Source organism: Arthrobacter sp. HY1533, from assembly GCF_027568515.1.
In the GTDB taxonomy this organism is placed as follows: Bacteria; Actinomycetota; Actinomycetes; order Actinomycetales; family Micrococcaceae; genus Specibacter.
The window spans coordinates 28863-47357 of the sequence record NZ_JANKZF010000017.1 but is presented as its reverse complement, the minus strand read 5'-3'; the positions used below and the strand labels follow the sequence as shown (position 1 = coordinate 47357).

17 protein-coding genes and 1 tRNA gene are annotated in these 18495 nt (G+C 65.8%); 9 read left to right on the top strand and 9 right to left on the bottom strand.

Going from position 1 to position 18495, the window contains the following annotated elements:
• Positions 1-10: 10 nt before the first annotated feature.
• The 7 genes from PCK14_RS13395 (at position 11) to PCK14_RS13365 (ending at position 6456) form a co-directional block, all read left to right on the top strand.
• Complete coding sequence (locus PCK14_RS13395) at positions 11-805, top strand: hypothetical protein (RefSeq protein WP_269939005.1); 795 nt, start codon at positions 11-13, stop codon at positions 803-805.
• Positions 802-2148, top strand: a complete 1347-nt coding sequence (locus PCK14_RS13390; RefSeq protein ID WP_269939004.1) for a hypothetical protein — start codon at positions 802-804, stop codon at positions 2146-2148. The genes PCK14_RS13395 and PCK14_RS13390 overlap by 4 nt, the downstream gene beginning before the upstream one ends.
• Before the next feature lie 8 nt (positions 2149-2156).
• Positions 2157-3953, top strand: coding sequence for a hypothetical protein (locus PCK14_RS13385; RefSeq protein WP_269939003.1), 1797 nt, complete (start codon positions 2157-2159; stop codon positions 3951-3953).
• A 9-nt stretch (positions 3954-3962) separates the two neighbouring features.
• Positions 3963-4688, top strand: coding sequence for a hypothetical protein (locus PCK14_RS13380; protein WP_269939002.1), 726 nt, complete (start codon positions 3963-3965; stop codon positions 4686-4688).
• A 2-nt stretch (positions 4689-4690) separates the two neighbouring features.
• Positions 4691-5140 carry a hypothetical protein gene (locus PCK14_RS13375; RefSeq protein WP_269939001.1) on the top strand — a complete coding sequence of 150 codons (450 nt, stop codon included), beginning with the start codon at positions 4691-4693 and terminating at the stop codon, positions 5138-5140.
• A 71-nt stretch (positions 5141-5211) separates the two neighbouring features.
• Positions 5212-6093: a LysM peptidoglycan-binding domain-containing protein gene (locus tag PCK14_RS13370; protein ID WP_269939000.1), complete on the top strand. Its 882-nt coding sequence runs from the start codon at positions 5212-5214 to the stop codon at positions 6091-6093.
• A 9-nt stretch (positions 6094-6102) separates the two neighbouring features.
• Positions 6103-6456 (top strand): hypothetical protein, encoded by a 354-nt coding sequence (locus PCK14_RS13365; protein WP_269938999.1) that lies wholly within the window; start codon positions 6103-6105, stop codon positions 6454-6456.
• 211 nt (positions 6457-6667) lie between these two features.
• Here the strand turns inward: PCK14_RS13365 and PCK14_RS13360 are convergent, their stop codons facing one another.
• Positions 6668-7411, bottom strand: coding sequence for a tyrosine-type recombinase/integrase (locus PCK14_RS13360; protein WP_269938998.1), 744 nt, complete (start codon positions 7409-7411; stop codon positions 6668-6670).
• A gap of 362 nt (positions 7412-7773) precedes the next feature.
• Here PCK14_RS13360 and PCK14_RS13355 point away from each other — a divergent pair, with 362 nt between their 5' ends.
• Complete coding sequence (locus PCK14_RS13355) at positions 7774-9051, top strand: low temperature requirement protein A (RefSeq protein ID WP_269938997.1); 1278 nt, start codon at positions 7774-7776, stop codon at positions 9049-9051.
• Here the strand turns inward: PCK14_RS13355 and PCK14_RS13350 are convergent.
• From PCK14_RS13350 to PCK14_RS13315, 8 genes are all read right to left on the bottom strand, one after another.
• Positions 9048-10217 (bottom strand): ABC transporter ATP-binding protein, encoded by a 1170-nt coding sequence (locus tag PCK14_RS13350; RefSeq protein WP_269938996.1) that lies wholly within the window; start codon positions 10215-10217, stop codon positions 9048-9050. The genes PCK14_RS13355 and PCK14_RS13350 overlap by 4 nt on opposite strands.
• Complete coding sequence (locus PCK14_RS13345; protein WP_269938995.1) at positions 10214-11812, bottom strand: ABC transporter permease; 1599 nt, start codon at positions 11810-11812, stop codon at positions 10214-10216. Before PCK14_RS13345 ends, PCK14_RS13350 begins: the two co-directional genes overlap by 4 nt.
• A 4-nt stretch (positions 11813-11816) precedes the next feature.
• Positions 11817-12881, bottom strand: a complete 1065-nt coding sequence (locus tag PCK14_RS13340; protein WP_269938994.1) for an iron ABC transporter substrate-binding protein — start codon at positions 12879-12881, stop codon at positions 11817-11819.
• A gap of 134 nt (positions 12882-13015) precedes the next feature.
• Positions 13016-13516, bottom strand: coding sequence for a DUF3631 domain-containing protein (locus tag PCK14_RS13335; protein ID WP_269938993.1), 501 nt, complete (start codon positions 13514-13516; stop codon positions 13016-13018).
• A gap of 5 nt (positions 13517-13521) precedes the next feature.
• Complete coding sequence (locus tag PCK14_RS13330) at positions 13522-14187, bottom strand: bacterial proteasome activator family protein (protein ID WP_269938992.1); 666 nt, start codon at positions 14185-14187, stop codon at positions 13522-13524.
• Between the two features lie 104 nt (positions 14188-14291).
• Complete coding sequence (locus tag PCK14_RS13325; RefSeq protein ID WP_269938991.1) at positions 14292-14492, bottom strand: YbdD/YjiX family protein; 201 nt, start codon at positions 14490-14492, stop codon at positions 14292-14294.
• A gap of 2 nt (positions 14493-14494) precedes the next feature.
• Positions 14495-16762 carry a carbon starvation CstA family protein gene (locus PCK14_RS13320; protein WP_269938990.1) on the bottom strand — a complete coding sequence of 756 codons (2268 nt, stop codon included), beginning with the start codon at positions 16760-16762 and terminating at the stop codon, positions 14495-14497.
• Positions 16763-17029: 267 nt separating this feature from the next.
• Positions 17030-18013 (bottom strand): NAD(P)H-quinone oxidoreductase, encoded by a 984-nt coding sequence (locus tag PCK14_RS13315; protein WP_269938989.1) that lies wholly within the window; start codon positions 18011-18013, stop codon positions 17030-17032.
• A gap of 95 nt (positions 18014-18108) precedes the next feature.
• Here PCK14_RS13315 and PCK14_RS13310 point away from each other — a divergent pair.
• Positions 18109-18196: transfer RNA gene (locus PCK14_RS13310), tRNA-Ser, on the top strand.
• The last annotated feature ends 299 nt before the right edge of the window (positions 18197-18495 follow it).

Here is an 18495-nt window from a genome sequence, read left to right as displayed (position 1 = left end):
CGAGAAAACGATGAGTACATTCGCAGCGGTAATTGCCATCAATGCGGACAAAACCCAGGCCGCGCCAGGCACAGTCGGTCAAGTTTTCGCACCCACCGATACAGGAGCAACCACCCCTCTGGCCATTTTTGACTTGAACGGGATTCCGATCAGCGGCAACGAGCTGGTGGTGAACGCGGAAGGCATCATCGACTGGTTCCGCTATGACGGTCTGCTAGTGGTCGACTGGGTTTCTGGTGACTTCCGGATCCCGATCCCCTGCGTTGACCAGCTGCCTGCCGGCGGCACCACCGGGCAAGTCCTCGCCAAGACCTCGGGCGCCGACTACGACGCCGAATGGGTCGACCCGCCCATCAGCAGCGGCGGCGGTGGCGGTGGCACCCCGGTCATTCCGCCGATCGTGTGGCAGCAGACGGCCCGCAGCCAAACCATCCTTTCCCTGCGGTCCCTGTTCGGTGGGCTGCCGGCAACCGGTGACGCGAACCTGATGGAAGCCCGCAACTCGGTCGCATCCGGGACACCCGATGTTGGCCAGCTGGTGTGGTACCTGAACGAAGAGGCTTTCCCCCGCATCCAAAACGCGCTCAACAGCAAAACCCTTTTCCGGATCCGGAACTGGGGTGTCGGTGTCAACGCCATCCAAGTCACCGACTCTGGTGGCGCGGCCGTCCTATTCAACGTGCGCGCCGACGACGGTTTCGTCACCGCACCCAACATCGGTGAACCCATTCGCGGGGTGCTGGCTGCTGGTGCGCAGCCGGCACCCGGCGCCGTGGAAGGCATCTACCTGCGGAGGCTCACGTGACCACTTTCCGCACGTCCGCATACGAGGGCACCAACAGTTTCGCGATCACGGCCGCCGCCCAGGGAGGCACCTCCGTTTTTACTGGCAGCGGCGGCTCGGCCGTGTACGCGGCCGGGGCGAAGGCGGATGCGGCGTGTGGAAAATTCACGGGCCAAAGCAGCCTCATCACCGCCGCCACGTACTCGGCCACCACGCTTTACTGGCGCGGATACTTCAAGGCGGGAAGCGCCCCGGACAGCAACAGGATGATCGTGGACTGGCGCAACGCCGCCGCCGTGACCCTGGTTTCCCTCGGCGTCGACACCACCTCCAAGTGGCGACTCCGGAACACGTCCGGCACCACCACGGCCACGTCCGTAACAGTGTTCACGGCGAACGTTTGGTACGGGATCCTGTACACCTACAACACAGCAACGGGTGCCCAGTCGGCCCGCTTCTATGATCCCGATGGGGAATTTCTGGAGGAGATCATTGGGACCGGCACGGCCGGGACCATCGTGGAGCAGCGCGAAGGCGTCCTGCAGGGAGCCAGTACCTGGTTCTGCTATTTCGATGACACCAGTACCGCCGACACGGTCCTCATGCTCACCGGTGTGCAAGTCGACCCGGACCAGCAAGGCCCGACCGACCCGTACCGGACCAGCCCTTACGACGGTCTGGCAGGGTCACCGCTGCAGCGCGAGGACGGCAACGGGTACTACTCCGCATTTGACGGCAGCGGCAGCTACGCGCCCAACGGTTTTGCCAGCAGCACCATTTGCGGCCGGTTCGTGGGTCAGTACGCGCTGCGCACACAGCGCGGCAGCTTCGGCGCCATCGTCTACTGGAAAGGCTGGATCCGCCCCAGCGCCTGGCCCGACACGAACCGGCTTGTCTTGGAGCTGCAGACCCCCGCCGCCGTGTCACAGGCAGCTGTCGGGCTCGACGACGCCGGGCACTGGCGGCTGCGCGCGGTCGACGGTGTGACCACGGCCGTATCCAACCGGCGCATCACCCCCGGCCAATGGTACGGGTGCCTGTGGACCGTCAACCGGACCACCGGCGTGCAGGAACTGAAAATCTATTCCTATTTCGGATCGCTGCTCGAAACCGTCACCGGCACGTGCGGGACCGCCGTGACCGGCATCCACCTCGAGGGGTGCACGCAAGGCCGCCCCACCTGGTACGTCGATTTCGACGACACCGTCCTGCACCGTGTAGCCCAAACCATCACCACCCCGCTAACAGAAGTGCCGTCCAATTTGCGATTCCGTGACGGGAAAGCCGTCTCGGCCCCGCAAGTGGAAGCCCTGTATTGGGACGGCACCACGCTGGCGCCGCTCGAAATCGTGGAAAGCCTGTAGGAGGAATCATGACCGACGCACCCATCGACCTTTTGTACGGGACCATCATCGGGTCCGTCCGTGCCCTGCTGCCGGACGGCCCCGACGCCGGCCAGCGCCCGGACATGAACCGCATGAACGGTACGGTCACGATCTACCCGTCCATTGCCTGGGTGCGTGTGAACCTGCCAGACGGCGGCCTGTCCGCCCTCGAGCCACAGACGTTCTCCATCGTGAACGGGGAAATTGTGGGGCCTGGGGAGGATGCGCGGGTCCGGATTGTGGCGTCCGAGCAGGACGCCCTGTCCGCCCCGTTCCAGTACCTCGCCAAATTCAACATCAACGAGGTATCAGTCCAGCCGGACCCGGTGCGTTTCACACTGGCCGCTGGTGCCACGGTCGACATCACCCGCATCGCATCCATCCCCGGCGGCCCGGCCATTCAAACCGTTTTCGGTGACCTGCCCCGGGCTGGTGCGACCGGCGATATGCTGGTCAAGCAGTCGGACACGGACTTTGATTTCGCATGGCAGGAACCCGCTGTTGGTGGCGGCGGTGGGGCCGTGGCCTCCGTGAACGGGAACACCGGGGCTGTGGTCCTGACCCCCAGCGACATTGGGGCGCAACCGGCCGGCAGCTACGTGTCCAGCTCGGACTCCCGCCTCACGGACGCCCGCACACCCACCGCCCATAACCAGGCCATCACCACCATCACGGGTCTGCAGTCGGCCTTGGACGCTAAGCAGGCGGCCGGTTCCTACGCCACCACATCAGCCCTCACAACCGGGCTGGGTGCGAAGGCCGACACGACAGCACTCGCGACAGGGCTGGCCGGGAAATTGTCGACCCTGACCAGTGGGATGCGGATCGGCTACGGGCCGGAACTGCCCGACACGGGCAGCCCGGGCGATTTCTGGATCGTCACCCCGGACCCGATCACACCGCCCGTTGACCCGACACCGCCGACAGGAACCCGGCCTTTCCCGCTGGTCGCGTCCCTGGATCTGGAAGCTACCGGCGAGTCCCTGTCACAGAAGTTCACCCGCACACTGACCTACGGGTACAACGGCATGGTCTACTACAGCGGCGGGTCATTGAATTGGAATGCGCAGCTGCAGGCGATGGCGGCCGAGCATGGCACCAAGCCCATCAATTTGCAGGTGACGCCGAAGTCCTACAACGAAGCTGACCTGCGCTCGATCCTGTCGAACCTGCCGGCCGCTTGGAAGCCGGGTTTCCGGTGGAATTATTACCAAGAGCCCGAGGACAATTTGACCACGTCCGCCCAGCAATTGGCCTACCGGAACGTCTACACCGCCGCGGCGGCTGTGATGCGCGAGTACCCCGGCGTCGGCCTGCCCTGGGTGGAATGGGCCGAGTGGACGACGGAAATGAACGCGGGCGGCAACTTCTCCCGCAACCTGGCCAACTTCACACCACCGTCCGGCGACTTCGGCGGTGTCCTGTGGTCATTCTTCGAGTACGGCGAAAACATCAGCTTGTCTCGCATCGACACGAAGGTCGCCCGCGTCGTGAGCGCAATGTCGACCTACGCGCCCGGCAAGCCGTGGGAAATCATGGCGTCCTGCTACACGCTTGAGGGCGCACCGTACTCGGCCACACAGCTCGCCAACCAGGCGCTCTGGCTGGACCAGTCGTTCCACAAGCTGCGCGCCGCAGGGTGCGTCGGCTGGGCCTGGTACAACGTCCTTTTCGGTGGCACTGGTGGGGCCGCTGGCGAAGGCCGTGTCGAGAAGAACCCGGCCGCACTGGCAAACCTTCGAACAATCGCCGGTGCCGGCTACACCGTCCCGAACCTCCCCTAGGAGCGCGTCATGGCAAGCACCATCAGCGAGCTTTTCGAAGGCGCAGACGGCGTCAACATCACCTCGGCCAACACCGTTTTCGATCTGGTCGAGGGCACTTTCGGGGCGAAATTCTCCACAGCAGTATCCAAGGCCGGCACGTCGTCAGCAAAGATTGTGACGACGGCCGGCAACTGCCAAATGGAACTCACCCGGACCAGTGTGACCACGCGGTACTGGTCTTTCTACATCCGCCCCACCGCCGCACCATCCACCAACACGGTCGTCTTTTTCGTCGGGTCCAGCCTGGCCACAGCCAACCGAACCTTTCAGGTGACGTTCAATGCTGACCTGACAATGAAGGTGCAGCAGGGATCCACAGCAACGATCGTGGGCGCGGCCACCACATCCACCCTGCCCCTGAACCAGTGGTCGCGCGTGGATGTGTCCCTCGTGTCCGGGGCGCTGTCGTTCGCCCTGTTCCCTGGGGATTTGAATTGTGATGCGGCGGTTGGTACCGCCGCCACAGGCAACAAAGTGTCGGCGACCATCACCCCCACCGCGATCACTTCCCTGTACTTGGGTGCAGGAAATTCCAGCACCAACAACTTCTACCTGGACGCGTTCCGTGAGGACGACGCCGCGATCCCGGCACCCGTGGCCGTGGCCGACCCCGACCCGGAACCCGGCCCGGACCCGGCACCGAAACGGCTCTATGCCTGGGTTGATCCTGACGGCTGGGTTGGGTTGGTGTAGCCATGGACTGGCAGACAATTACCGACATTGTGGACTGGGGATCATTGGCGGCAATGTTCGCCATTTTGGCCGCACTGGGGGCGGGACTCATGTGGATTTTCAAAGTTTTCCTGCCGCTGGTTCGGAAATGGTCGAGGCGGTGGGACGTCCTTTTCGGCATCCCCGCCGACCCGGCCACCGGGCAGGAACACGTGCCCGGCATTTCGGAACGCCTCGACTCACAAGACGCGGTCCTGACGGCCCAGAACGTGACGCTGGCCCGGATGGAGTTGGCTGTGAATGCGGCCGTCCAGCAGGTCCAGAACTCGCACGTGACCAACATGCGCGACGACCTCGACAACGTCACGAAATCCGTTGAAGGGCTGCACACCAAGCTCGACGACCAGCTGAAAGCCGCGGCCGCCCAGCCGCAAACACAAATCAACATCAACCCGACCGAAACCACCACCTGACCCCAAGTAGGAAAACCCGCACAGGACGCCAATGGCGTCCTTTTTTGTGCCCAAAAAATAGGAGACCCGCAATGGCCTACACCATGGACGAAACCCACAACTCACCCAACTTCACCCCCGGCGCGGACTGCCCCGCCGCGTTCGGCTACCCGCGCAACATCATCGGTTCCACGATCCACCACTGGGACGAGAAGAATTCCGGCGCCACCTGGGCGGGCACCCTCGGCACCCTGATGAACGACTACCGGAACCCCGGCAGCCGCGGCGTGTCCGCGCACTACATGATCGAAACCGGGCGGGCCGCCTGCCTCGTGTCCGTGGCCGACGCCGCATGGCATTCCGGCAACCCCCGGGGCAACGCCCAAACGGTCGGCTTCGAGCTGAATCCGGATGAGTCGGACGGCACATACCAGACGGCTGCCGAGGTGCTGGCGCAGGTCTGGCGCGACTGGGGCATCCCCCACGACCTGTTCCCGCACCGGGACTGGACGCAGACGGACTGCCCCGGCGGCTACGATCTGGTCCGGCTGCGCCGCATGGCCGAGGTCGAGTTCGCCAAGCTCACGGGCGTCACGCCGCCGGCACCCCCGGTCAAGCCCCCGACCAAGCCGGGGCCGGCGAAGCGCAAGACCTACCCTGTCACGGACATCAACTGGCTGGTGGAGAAGGGTGACACCCTTTCCAAGATCAGCACGTTCTACCTCGGGGATGCCAGCGCCGCGAACATCAAGCGCATCACCGACTACAACGGCATCACCGCGAAAACGGTCCTGAAGGTCGGGGATCGTATCTGGATCCCCGGCCCCCTGTACTGGATCATCGAGGCGCCGGACAGCATCACGTCCATCGCCGCCCGGTACGGGCTCGACCCGCTGTACCTGGCCCGACTCAACAATCTGCCGAACCAGTGGGCGACCATATACATCGGCAACAGCCTCACCATCAAGGAGTAGAGAACCGCAATGAATCCGAAAGCAATCTCCCAGAAAGTCTGGGTCCAAGTCGTTGTGACGCTGGTCCTTGGCTCGCTGATCGCCGCCCTGGGCGCCGTCACCCCGGGCATGTTGGCAGCGCTCGGCCCGTGGGCGCCGGTGGTGTTCGCCGCCCTGACCGCGCTCGGTGCCGGCCTGTCCGGCTACATGGTCACCGACCCTGTCCGTGACCTCGGCGCCGCCGCCCTGCGCAAATCTGTTGACACCGCCGCAACCCCGGCACCCCCCATTGTGATCGGCCAACCTGTCACCGGCGCCGCGGAGCCGGAACCGGCACCCGACCCGGTTGCCGAGGCACCCGCCGCCATCCCTTACAACCCCTAGGCAGTTGGCCCGGAATGACGGGCGCCAACGGGTGATCGGGACGGCGTGAAAACCAACAAAAATGCTAGGTTGCATTATAGGTCTTGACACGGATGCTAGACCTAGCAATATGAAACAACAATTTGGTAACAAATATTTTTCACGCTGCAGCCCACGCACAGCAAAAAGGCCCCCAACCGCCAAACGGCGGTTGGGGGCCTTTCGTGCTTGTTCAGGCGGCGGGTAGGCGCACCAGTGCGAGCCCGGCCCGCATCTGGTCCTCGTCGACCTCCGTGTAAATCTGGGTCGTCGCCAACGACTGGTGCCGCATCAGCTCCTGCACTACCCGCAACGACACCCCGGCCCTGACCAGGGACGTGCCGTAGAAGTGCCGCATTTGGTGAGGTGTCGCCACCACTCCGACCCGCTGGTAGGCGTCGTGGATTGCCTTCGACACCGCCTGCGGCACGACCGGCTGCCCCGGCTTCACATACGACTCGAACCAGTACCCCAGCAAGGGCGCGAACCCGGCCGCTATGGCGTAGGCGGCGACGTCCTCATGGATCGGCAGCAGCGCCGTGGTCCCGCCCTTGCCGGTGACGTAGAGGACGCCGGCGGCGAAGTCGAAGTCCTGGCCCCGTATCTTGGCAATCTCATGCACCCGCAGCCCCTGCAGGGAAGCGAGCATGATCATCATCCGGGTCCGGCGCCGTTTCACGGCCAGCAGCACGGCGCCGAGCTGGGCCAGTGTGATCGGGCGGGGCACTCCCTTGTGCCGGCGCGGGGTTGGGGTTTGCAGGACCGGGTTGGTGCTGATTTGGCCGGTGCGGACCAGCCAGTCGAAGTAGGCGCGAAAATGGCCGTGGTAGGTCGACTTGGTGCCGGGTCTTAGCTCGGGCCGGTCGAGGTAGGCGAGTATGTGGTCGGCTGTGGCGTCGAGCGGTCCTATCTGGGCGGAGGCAAAGAATTTGCGCATGAATGCTGCTCGTTCATCAATGGTGCGCTGCGATAGATTCGCTCCACGCTGCCATCGCCCCCACGAGTCGAGGACCGTCCCGACAATGTCGGTTGGGTGCATGGATCCGATTATGACCTCATTGGATACTAAATGCAGCCTTCCCGCTTTTTTGGTTGCCATCAGGCCGCGGCGATCTGGTCGCCCTCGGGGTCTTGGCTGGCGGGGCGCAGGTCAACGACCGTTCCAGATGCGTTTGACTTGTAATGAAAAGGTCAACAGTTCGATTCTGTTTGGAGGCTCCACTAAAACCCCGCCACGGCGGGGTTTTTTGGTTTAACCCTTAAGCCCCGCAGCGGCAACGCCGGGTCTACCATTGGCCCATGGAGGGCAGAATGCAGCCGGACTCCCCCGAGGCCCGGCCCCCGGGCACGCCGCAGCAACCAAGGCTGCCTGCCGCGATGGCAGCGCCGCGTCCGGCAAGCCATGCCGCAAGTCGCCCCGCGGGCCGCCCCAAGCCGCCTCCGGCCCGTGAACCCGGGCGCGTGCACTGGATGGAGCTGTTCTTCGACCTGGTGTTCGTGGCCTTTGTGGGGCAGCTGGCGCACGGCATCCACGGCGACCCCGGCTGGGCTGAATACGCCACCTTTGTGCTGCTCTTCTTCCCGGCCTGGTGGGCATGGGCCAACATTGTCTCGGTGGTCAACCTCCTGCCCGGCCTGTCCGCCCGGCAGCTGGGCCTGGCCATGCTCGCGGCCATGGCGGCCTCCGCTCTCATGGCCGCATCCGCGCCCCACGCACTGGATGAGCGGGCGTGGGCGTTCTCCCTGGCCAACGCGGCCCTGCGTGGCGTACTGCTGGCCCTGTGGCTGCGCCACCACCGCCAGCACCCGGCCGAGCCCCGGTGGCGGATCTGGCTCTACAACGGGGGCACCGCGGCGGCCTGGCTCGTGGCGGCGTTCCTGCCCATGCCCGGCGCGGCAATCCTGTGGGCGCTGGCCATCCTCGTGGAAGTTGGCATGATTGCGGTCAGCCGCCGGACCGGGGCCCAGGCCAGCATGACAGGCGTCAACGTGGAGCATGCGGCGGAACGGCTGGGCCTGTTCGTCATCATTGTGTTGGGCGAATCCGTGTTCTCCATCATCACCGAAGCCTCCGCCGACTGGGGTCCCGGCCCGGGCCTGGCCGCAGCCCTGGGCTTCGTGCTCGTGGCGCTGCTGGGCTGGGCGTTCTTCCAGTACGGCATGGGCACCCTGACCGCCGGTCTGGAACACCTCCGGGAGCGCGGCGACTTCGGCGGGATCCTGCAGACAACGCTGTTCATGCCCTTCGCGCTGGTGGTGGGCGTGACCTCGATTGCCGCGGCCATAGCCACCGCCATCCCGGAGCCCTTCGAGCCCCTGCCCACCGGCGCGGCCATTGCCCTCGGGGGCGGAGTCGCCCTGTTCTACGCCACCAATGCGGCAGTCTCACTGCGCTATGGCCAGTCCCCCGGCACCGTCCTGCCCTGGGCCCTGCCCGCCGTGGTGATTGCGCTGGGACTGGTGCCAGCAGGCGCCAACGTGCCGGCCGCCGTCGTGCTGGGAATGGCGGTGGCCCTGCTGGTGCTGGTCACGGCCTATGTGGAGCTCAAGGCACGACGCCGGCGCCTGTCACCTTAGTCCCAGGGGAAGACGACGCCTTCGCCGACCACCTTCAGGGACAGCTCCGTGCCGGGGCGGGCCAGCATGGCATTCCAGTGCCGGATGCTGATGATTTCCCCACCCACGGGCTGGTGGGGGTCGAGTGTGCGGCCGGCACTGGCCTTCACGGGTTCAAGCTGGATGCGGACAGTGGTTTCGGGGCCGAAGTAGTCGGTGTCCACCACGCGGCCGCGGATGGGCCCGCCGTCGGCAATGCGGATCTGCTCCGGGCGCAGCATGAGGTGCACCTTGCCCTGCACGGGTGGGCGGCGCACCGGGATGCCGCCCAGGGAACACAGCGCCAGGGAGCCCTCGAGCCAGGCCTCGATGATGACGGCGTCGCCCAGGAACTCGGCCGTGGCCCTGTCCGAGGGGCGGGTGTAAACCACAAAGGGGCTGCCGATCTGGGCCAGTTCGCCGTCGCGCATGACGGCCACCTGGTCGGCGAAGCTGAGGGCCTCGGCCTGGTCGTGGGTCACCAGGATAGTGGTGACCCCGGCGCGCTCCAGGGTTTCCGAGACGGCGCGGCGGGTGGCCACGCGCAGGCCAGCGTCGAGGGCGCTGAATGGTTCATCCAGCAGCATCAGCTGGGGCTGCCGTGCCAGGGCGCGGGCCAGGGCCACGCGCTGCTGCTGCCCGCCGGAGAGTTCATGGGGGCGGCGCTTGGCGTAGGCGGCGTCCAGGGAGACCATCTCGAGCAGCTCCGCCACGCGTGCTGCGGCAGCCCGGCCGCGCTGTTGCAAGCCGAAGGCAATGTTGGCGCCAACACTCAGGTGAGGGAAAAGCGCCCCGTCCTGGGCCACGTAGCCCACGCTACGCCTGTGCGCGGGGACCCACTTGGACTCCCCGGCAATTTCGGCCCCGCCCAGGGCGATCCGGCCGGAATCGGGCGCCGAAAACCCAGCGATGAGGCGCAGCAGCGTGGTCTTGCCGGATCCCGAGGGGCCAACAATGGCAGTGGTGCGGCCCTGCGCTACGGCCAGGTTGACGCCCTTGAGCACGTCCGCGCCGCCGAAGCCCTTGCGGACGTTCTCAATCACCAGGTGGTCCGTGGGCACACCGGATGCGGCGAAAGTGCGGCCGGGCGTGGCCGCCGTGACGTCTGTGGCCGGGGATCCGGCGGTGTCCTGTGGGTGGGAGGTCATTGGCCAGCGGCTTTCTTGGATTGCACAAACAAAAGGTAGGTCATGGGCGCCGAGAGGACAATCATGAGCAGGGCGTAGGGTGCCGCACCCATGTAGTCTATTTCGCTGCTCAGTGCCCAAAACTGGGTGGCGAGGGTGCGGGTGCCGTTGGGTGCCAACAGCAGCGTGGCCGTGAGTTCATTGACGATGCCCAGGAAAACCAGTGCGGCACCGCCGGCGGCGGCAGGTGCCGAGAGGCGCAGGGTGACGCGTAGGAATGCAATGAACGGCGGCTTGCCGAGGGCCTGGGCGGCCTCGTCGAGCTCGCGCGGCGCCTGGGCCAGGCCGGCCCGCAGGTTGACCAGCGCCCGGGGCATGAACAGCAGCGCGTAGGCCGCCACCAGCACCACAGAGGTCTGGTAGATGGCCGGGACGTTGTGCACAGTGATGGTGACCAGCGCCAGCGCCACCACGATGCCGGGCATGGAGCTGGAAATGTAGTTCACGGCCTCGAGGACCTTCGCGGCGGGGCCCGGGTGGCGGACGGCCAGGTAGGCCAGCGGGAAGGCCAGCACAGTGGTGGCTGCCGCACCGGCCAGGCCGTAGCCCAGCGTTTGAAGCAGCGCGTCCAGCAGGTCCTGGCGCTCCCAGATCGCGGCGCCACCGGCAATGATCCAGCGCCCCACATGCCACAGCGGCACGCCCAGCGCCAGGGCTGAGAGGGCAATCAGGCCCAGCTGGGCCGGCAGCTGGAAGGCACCCAGCGCCAGCCGCTGCGGGTTTGACTGCACGCCGCCGCCCACGCGGGCGTAGCGGGCCCGCCCGCGCGTCTTGGACTCGGCCAAGAGCAGCAGCAGGCAGAACAACACCAGGACGCCGGCCAGCATGTTCGCGGCGGACCCGTTGAAGGTGGAGCGGAACTGGTCGTAAATGGCCGTGGTGAACGTGTCGAAGGCAATCATGGCGAAGGCACCGTACTCGGCCAGCAGGTGCAGGGCCACCAGCAGGGCGCCGCCCGCCGCCGCGAGCCGCAGCTGCGGGAGCACCACGCGGAAGAACACCTTCCACGGCCCCAGCCCCAGGGACGCCGCGGACTGCTCCAGTGCGGGGTCCAGGCGGCTCAGCACGGCAGCGACGGGAATGTACACGAGCGGGAAGTACGACAACACCGAGATCAGCACGCCGCCGAGAATGCCGCCCAGGGACGGGATGGCGCTGACCCAGGCGTAGCTGTTCACGAAAGCCGGGATGGCCAGTGGCGCGGCTAGCAACACGGACCACGCCTTGTGCCCCGCCAGCGAGGTGCGCTCGGCCAGCCACGCACCGCCAATGCCCAGCACCAGGCACAGCGGGACAGTGATCAGCACCAGGGCCAGGGTGTTAAACAGCAATTCGCCAACACGGGGGCGGAACACCAGCGCAATGATGGTGTCCCACCCCGTGTTGGCGGTGGCTGCCACAACGTATCCCAGCGGAAGCAGGGAAAACGCCGCGATGAGGGTGCAGAGTGCAACGACGGGCCAGGGGCCGAGGCGTGTGCCCCGGCCCCCAGCGGCGCTTCGCCGCACCTTGGCACCCGGCGGCTGGGCCGCCGCAGTGCTAGTGGAAAAATCCATGGACCTAGAGCAGGCCCGCCTGCGTCATGAGTTCGGTGACCTTGGCCGAGTTCAGCTTGGCCGAGTCAACCGTGGGGGCCTGCAGTTCTGCCAGCGGAACGAGCTTGTCGTTTGCCGCAACGTCCGAACCGACCGGGTATTCGAAGCTGGTGCCGGTCTGCAGGATGGTCTGGCCGGCCTTGCCGGTGACAAACTCGAGGAACTTCGCGGCACTGTCCTGGTGCTTGCTGGAAGCCAGCACGCCACCGCCGGAGACCGAGACGAAGGCACCCGGGTCCTGGTTCTTGAAGTAGTGCATGCCAATGTTCTTGGAGTTCTCGCCGGTCTTGGCCTGGTCGCCGAAGTAGTAGTAGTGGTAAATCACTGCGCCCTCAACCTCGCCGGCGTTGACGGCCTTCATGGCGGTGGAGTTGCCCTTGTAGGCCTTGAAGTTTTCCTTCATGCCCTTGAGCCAGTCAGCCGTGGCTGCCTCGCCCTTGAGCTCGAGCATGGCCGAGACGATTGCCTGGAAGTCGGCGCCGGACGGCGATGCAGCCCAGCGGCCCTTCCACTCGGGGGAAGCCAGGTCCATGATCGACTTGGGCAGCTTGTCCTCGGTCAGCTTGGTCTTGTCGTAGGCGAAGACGGTGCTGCGGGCGGCGATGCCGGTCCACTTGTCGGTGGAGGGACGGTACTGTGCCGGAACCTGGTCCTTGACAGTTGCGCTGATGTCGGCGAACAGGTTGGCGTTTTCAACCTGGGTCATGGCCGGTGAGTTCTCGGTCAGGAAAACGTCCGCGGGGGACTTGTCACCTTCGGCAATGATCTGGTTGCTCAGTTCCAGGTCGTCACCCTGGCGGACGGTGACCTTGATGCCGGTCTCCTTGGTGAAGGCGTCAACCCAGGCCTGGGTCAGGGTGTCGTGCTGGGCGTTGTAGACAGTGATGGCGTCCCCGGCTCCGCCGGCGGCAGCGCTGCTCGCGGCGGGGGTCGTGGAGCCGCCACAGGCAGCAAGGGCCAGGACGGATGCGCCGGCGAGTGCGGCCAGCGCGGTCCGGCCAAACTTGTTCTTCATCGACAGGGTCTTCATGGGTGCCTTCCAGCGTGGAAACAATTAGCGAACGTGGATTGATCGTAATCCAATTGAGGGAAGGCTTGCCTCAGAAATGGCGCAATTGTGACGGGGATCACGACACTTTATGCATTTTTGTCGCCAAAATCCTGCTACCCGTGGGTAGATGTCCCTGTATTGAGCAGCCCGGCGGCCCGGTTGACGTGCTGGTGCACCAACTGCGCCTTGAGTTCGACGCCGGACGCCTCCCCCGCGCCGAGCCTCACCAGGGCGAGTGCCTCCGAGGCGGCGGCAAGCGCGTTGCCGGCCCGGGACAGTTCACGGTGCACGTCGTTGAACAGCCCGCCCTTGCCCGCGGGAATCTCCATTCCTTCGCTGGGCGCCGCCAGCTGGGCTTCGGCGGCTATGCGGCGCACTTCCGGAAGCAGCTCGGCGAGGCCGTCGGCCACGGCCACCATGGGGCCCCAGCTTTCGGCGGCGCGGGCGCCGGCAGGCGTTTGCTCGGCCCCGGCCGCCTCGAGGCCCTCGAGCATTTGGTGGAAGCGGTCCAGGCCGCGGCGGAACCGGTCGTGGGCGCGTCGCCAAACGCCCTTGCCGAGCTCGGCGTCGTCGTGCTTGGCCTGGCGGGCGGCGCCAAAAAGTCCCTTGAACATGGGCACTACAGGTACTGGCCGGGGCCGGCCGGATCAGTGTTCCCCAGGTCTGACTGGCCGGGCGCGGGCGTGGCGCCGGAGGTCCCTGCCGAGGCTCTTTGCGGCTCGCCGTTCTCGCCCACCACCACTCCGGGGGCAATCATGGTGCCGGGCGGCAGCTGGTGCATGGCAAGGCGTGCAGCCGTCTGCTGGTTGGCCATGGCCTGGGCCGCGATGGCGGTCTGGATTCCGTGGAAAAGCCCTTCCAGCCAGCCCACCAGCTGTGCCTGGGCAATGCGAAGTTCCGCGTCAGAGGGGGCACCCTTGTCGGTGAACGGCAGGCTCAGCCGGTGCAGTTCCTCCACGAGTTCGGGGGCCAGGCCGTCTTCAAGCTCCACGATGGAGGCGTGGTGAATTTCGGCCAGCCGGGCACGGGCGGCATCGTCCAGCGGGGCGCTCTTGACCTCGTCCAGCAGCTGCTTGACCATGGTGCCGATGCGCATGACCTTGGCGGGCTGGTCCACCATTTCCGCCACATTTACGGTTTTGCGCGGGCTGCGCCCCTGCGTTTCGCCGCCGCTGGCCTCCGGCGCGGAGGGACCGGTGGTGGCCTGCCCATCCAGCGGTGAACTGTCCATGACCTTGCCCACGGCGGCCTCGTCAGGGCCCGGGGTCTGCGCCTTTTCACTCATAACGCCAGTCTCTCACGGCCCGCAAGCCCCCGGCCTTGTCCCCCGGGAAGCCCCGGGATACTCCCGGGAATCTCCCGGGAGTATCCCGGGAAGCTCCCGGGAATCTAGCAGCAGCGGCCCTCCGGGTTGGCGTCCTGGCGGTCGGTCTTGTCTCGCCAGAATTCCTTGAGCGTCATGGGCGCCGTGGCGCAGCCGGTGGCCCGGTGGTGGTCGAGGTACTTCTCATAGGAGTCCTCGCCCAGGACGCCCTTGAGGTACTTGTTCACCGCCCCGAGCCCCCGGCCGGCGCGCCGCAGCACGTCCATGGCTAGTGCCCGGACCGTACGGCCTGCTTGCCCGAGTCGGCCCACTCCTTCAGGAGCACCTTCTCGGCGGGAGTGGCCACCACGGATGCCGGTGCGAAGATCCGTGAGGGCACCGCCGGGTCTTCCTTGCTGGGTCCCCCGCCGGCCTTGATGGCGCGGATGGTGACCATGACCGCCGTCGCAATGACGATCAGTGACAGGACAACGAAGATGATGGACAGTGTGCCCTGGACGAAGGTGTTCCGGACAACCGCTTCCATGGCCTCGACGTTCTTGGCGCTGCCGAAGCTGGTCTTGCCGTCGGCCAGCGCCTGCTTGAACGCGTTGTGCTGGGCCCAGTAGCCCACGGCCGGGACGGTGGAGAAGATCTTCTGGGAGGACGCCACAACGGTGACCACGGTGACGAACACCAGGGGCAGCGCCACCATCCACAGGTGCTTCACGTGCGTGTTCTTCGAGACGATGACCAGGCAGACGGCCAGGGCAATGGCGGCCAGGAGCTGGTTGGCGATGCCGAAGAGCGGGAACAGGGTGTTGATGCCGCCCAGCGGGTCGGTGACGCCCATGATGAGGATTGCACCCCAGCCGGCCACCATGATGCCCGTGGTGATCCACGAGCCCAGGCGCCAGGAGTTGTCCTTGAACTTCGGGGCAAAGTTGCCCAGTGAGTCCTGCAGCATGAAGCGGGCCACGCGGGTGCCGGCGTCGACGGCGGTCAGGATGAAGAGGGCCTCAAACATGATGGCGAAGTGGTACCAGAAGCTCATCATGGCCTGGCCGCCTGCGACCTGCTGCATGATGTGGGCCAGGCCCACGGCCAGGGTGGGTGCGCCGCCGGTGCGGGAGACGATTGACTCTTCGCCGACGTCCTTGGCCGTTTGGGCCAGCAGCGACGGGTCAAGGTGCACGCCTGTCAGGCCCAGGGAGTTCACAAACGCCGCCGCACCCTCGATGGTGCCGCCCGTTGCCGCCGGGGATGAGTTCATGGCGAAGTAAATGCCGCGGTCGATGGAGAGCGCTGCGACGAGTGCCATGATGGCCACGAAGGACTCCATGAGCATGCCGCCGTAGCCGATGTAGCGGGCCTGGCGTTCCTTCTCGATCAGCTTGGGCGTGGTGCCCGAGGCGATCAGGGCGTGGAAGCCGGACAGGGCGCCACAGGCGATGGTCACGAACAGGAACGGGAACAGGGCGCCGGAGAACACGGGGCCGTCGGAGCGGCCGGCGAATTCGCTGAAGGCCGGGACGGTGATTTCGGGGCGGACCAGCACAATGGAGCCGGCCAGCATCACGATGGTGCCGATCTTCATGAACGTGGAGAGGTAGTCGCGAGGGGCCAGCAGCAGCCAGACCGGCAGGATGGCGGCGATGAAGCCGTAGACGATGACGGCCCAGGCCAGCGTGGTGCGGTCCAGGTGGAAGGTTGCCGCGCCCCATTCGGTGGCTGCAACCATGCCGCCGCCAACAATGGCCGCGAGCAGCAGCACGACGCCGATCAGGGAGACTTCCATGACCTTGCCCGGGCGGATGTAGCGCAGGTAGATGCCCATGAACAGGGCGATCGGGATGGTCATGGACACCGAGAACACGCCCCACGGGGATTCGCCCAGGGCGTTGACAACCACGAGCGCCAGGATGGCAACAATGATGACCATGATCAGCAAGGTGGCGATCAGCGCGGCCGTGCCACCGATCAGGCCAAGCTCTTCGCGGGCCATCTGGCCCAGTGAGCGCCCGCCGCGGCGCATGGAGAAGAAGAGGACCAGGTAGTCCTGCACCGCACCGGCGAGCACGACGCCGACAATGATCCAGATGGTGCCGGGCAGGTAACCCATCTGGGCTGCCAGGATGGGGCCCACCAGGGGGCCGGCGCCGGCGATTGCGGCGAAGTGGTGGCCGAACAGGACGTTGCGGTCCGTGGGGACGTAGTCCTTGCCGTCTGCCTTGTACTCGGCCGGGGTTGCGCGCTTGTCGTTGGGGCGCAGCAGGTACTTTTCAATGACCTTGGAGTAGAAGCGGTAGCCGATCAGGTAGGTGCACACCGCGGCGAACACAAACCAGATGGCGTTGACGGATTCGCCGCGGACCACAGCGAGCATGACCCACGCGACGCCGCCCAGCAGCGCGATGGCCGCCCAAATGGCAATCTTCAGGGGCGTCCACTTGTGCGTTTCGGCTTCAACCTCGAGATCCACGGCCACTGGCGGCAGATTCGGGTCCTGAACAAGGAGATCGCCCTGGTCGGCGCTCCTGCTGGACGTCGTTGTCATTAAATTTCCCTACTTCAAAACGTGAATGCGGCCACACAAGGTTACCGAAAAGCCAGGCCCCGCCTTGTCAATGTGGTCCGGATCATGGTCACGCATCGGCGAACGGTGGCGAGTCAGCGACGAACGGCGGCCAGCCCGATCCGAGGTAGTGAGGGAGGGTTGGGAGTTAATGCCACGAAAGTGAGGGAGGGTTGGCGGAAAAGCAACGTTGTGTGATGCGGCGTTGCCGGAAAAGCGACGTTAGGTGATGCCGCGTCGGGGGGGTGCTCAGAGGGTCAGCAGGACCTTGCCCACGTGGGCGCCGGAGTCAAAGTATTCGTGCGCGGCGGCTACCTGTGCCAGCGGGAATGTCCTGTCCACCATGGGCTTGACGGCGCCGCTGGCGATGAGGGGCCAGACGTGGTCGCGCACACCCTCCATGATGGCCGTCTTTTCCTCCACCGACCGTGCCCGCAGGGTGGTGCCAATGATGGCGGCGCGCTTGGTGAGCAGGGCGCCCAGGTTCAGCTCCGCCGTCGCGCCTCCCTGGAGGCCAATGACCACGAGCCGGCCGTAGGTGGCCAGGGCCTCGACGTTGCGGGCCAGGTACTTGGCCCCGACCACGTCGAGGATGACGTTTGCGCCCTCGCCGTCGGTGAAGTCACGCACACGCTCCACGAAGTCCTCGCTGCGGTAGTTGACCGCCAGATCGGCACCCAGGTAGCTGGTGAGCATGGCAACCTTTTCGTCGCTGCCTGCCGTGGCAACAACTCGGGCACCCGCCGCCTTGGCCAGCTGGATGGCCATGGCGCCGATGCCGCCGGCCCCGCCGTGGACCAGGAGCGTTTCGCCGGCCTGCAGCTGTGCGGTCATGAAAAGGTTTGAGTGCACCGTGGCGGCCACCTCGGGCAGCCCGGCGGCGGAGATCACATCAATCCCCTCCGGCAGCGGCAGGACCTGGCCTGCGGGGACGGCAACCTGGGCTGCGTAGCCGCCGCCGGTGAGCAGTGCCACGACCTTGTCGCCAATGCTGAAGGGCTTTGTCACGTTGGGGCCAAAGCCGGCAATGCGGCCGGAGACTTCCAGCCCGAGAATGGGGGACGCGCCGGGCGGGGGCGGGTAGAAGCCGCGGCGCTGCTGGACGTCGGCACGGTTCATGCCGGCCGCAACCACGTCAATGAGCACCTCGCCCGGACCGGGAACGGGTGCGTACACATCGGCCATGGCGAGCACCTCGGGGCCGCCTGCGCCCGTTGCATAAATTGCCTTCATGACCTTCTCCATTGCCGTATTCACCCTGCGAATCATAGTGGTTGGGGCGCACATTTTGGTGGCACGGCCCTGCCTATGAAACACTACTAGGGTAAGGAAGGTTGTCCGAGCGGCCGATGGAGCTGGTCTTGAAAACCAGTGTGCGGTAACCCCGTACCGCGAGTTCGAATCTCGCACCTTCCGCGCTGAAAAAGGGAAGCAGCCCCGCCAAGGGGCTGCTTCCCTTTTGCGTTGCCAAAACATGACACCCAGGCGGGCACGTCAAGCGTAAAACGCAACTTGTTCGCACAAATTCCCCTCTCTGGGCGCGCAGATTCACGGCCATTGACACATTTTCAACCGACAACGCACAAAATCCCCGTGTTTGCTTGACCGAGGCCAGCGGTTCATGAATGATTCACGTCTATGCGCTTGGCTCAGTAAAGTTCCTGCACTTCGCCGGGGTCCCCGTTTGCCGTTTCCCCTCGAAGCTGCGGTTCATC

Excerpts from the sequence above, each read along its gene's own strand:
- PCK14_RS13395 (WP_269939005.1), top strand. The coding sequence starts at position 11 with ATGAGTACATTCGCAGCGGTAATTGCCATCAATGCGGACAAAACCCAG.
- PCK14_RS13385 (WP_269939003.1), top strand. The coding sequence starts at position 2,157 with ATGACCGACGCACCCATCGACCTTTTGTACGGGACCATCATCGGGTCC.
- PCK14_RS13380 (WP_269939002.1), top strand. The coding sequence starts at position 3,963 with ATGGCAAGCACCATCAGCGAGCTTTTCGAAGGCGCAGACGGCGTCAAC.
- PCK14_RS13375 (WP_269939001.1), top strand. The coding sequence starts at position 4,691 with ATGGACTGGCAGACAATTACCGACATTGTGGACTGGGGATCATTGGCG.
- PCK14_RS13370 (WP_269939000.1), top strand. The coding sequence starts at position 5,212 with ATGGCCTACACCATGGACGAAACCCACAACTCACCCAACTTCACCCCC.
- PCK14_RS13365 (WP_269938999.1), top strand. The coding sequence starts at position 6,103 with ATGAATCCGAAAGCAATCTCCCAGAAAGTCTGGGTCCAAGTCGTTGTG.
- PCK14_RS13360 (WP_269938998.1), bottom strand. The coding sequence starts at position 7,411 with ATGCGCAAATTCTTTGCCTCCGCCCAGATAGGACCGCTCGACGCCACA.
- PCK14_RS13355 (WP_269938997.1), top strand. The coding sequence starts at position 7,774 with ATGGAGGGCAGAATGCAGCCGGACTCCCCCGAGGCCCGGCCCCCGGGC.
- PCK14_RS13350 (WP_269938996.1), bottom strand. The coding sequence starts at position 10,217 with ATGACCTCCCACCCACAGGACACCGCCGGATCCCCGGCCACAGACGTC.
- PCK14_RS13345 (WP_269938995.1), bottom strand. The coding sequence starts at position 11,812 with ATGGATTTTTCCACTAGCACTGCGGCGGCCCAGCCGCCGGGTGCCAAG.
- PCK14_RS13340 (WP_269938994.1), bottom strand. The coding sequence starts at position 12,881 with ATGAAGACCCTGTCGATGAAGAACAAGTTTGGCCGGACCGCGCTGGCC.
- PCK14_RS13335 (WP_269938993.1), bottom strand. The coding sequence starts at position 13,516 with ATGTTCAAGGGACTTTTTGGCGCCGCCCGCCAGGCCAAGCACGACGAC.
- PCK14_RS13330 (WP_269938992.1), bottom strand. The coding sequence starts at position 14,187 with ATGAGTGAAAAGGCGCAGACCCCGGGCCCTGACGAGGCCGCCGTGGGC.
- PCK14_RS13325 (WP_269938991.1), bottom strand. The coding sequence starts at position 14,492 with ATGGACGTGCTGCGGCGCGCCGGCCGGGGGCTCGGGGCGGTGAACAAG.
- PCK14_RS13320 (WP_269938990.1), bottom strand. The coding sequence starts at position 16,762 with ATGACAACGACGTCCAGCAGGAGCGCCGACCAGGGCGATCTCCTTGTT.
- PCK14_RS13315 (WP_269938989.1), bottom strand. The coding sequence starts at position 18,013 with ATGAAGGCAATTTATGCAACGGGCGCAGGCGGCCCCGAGGTGCTCGCC.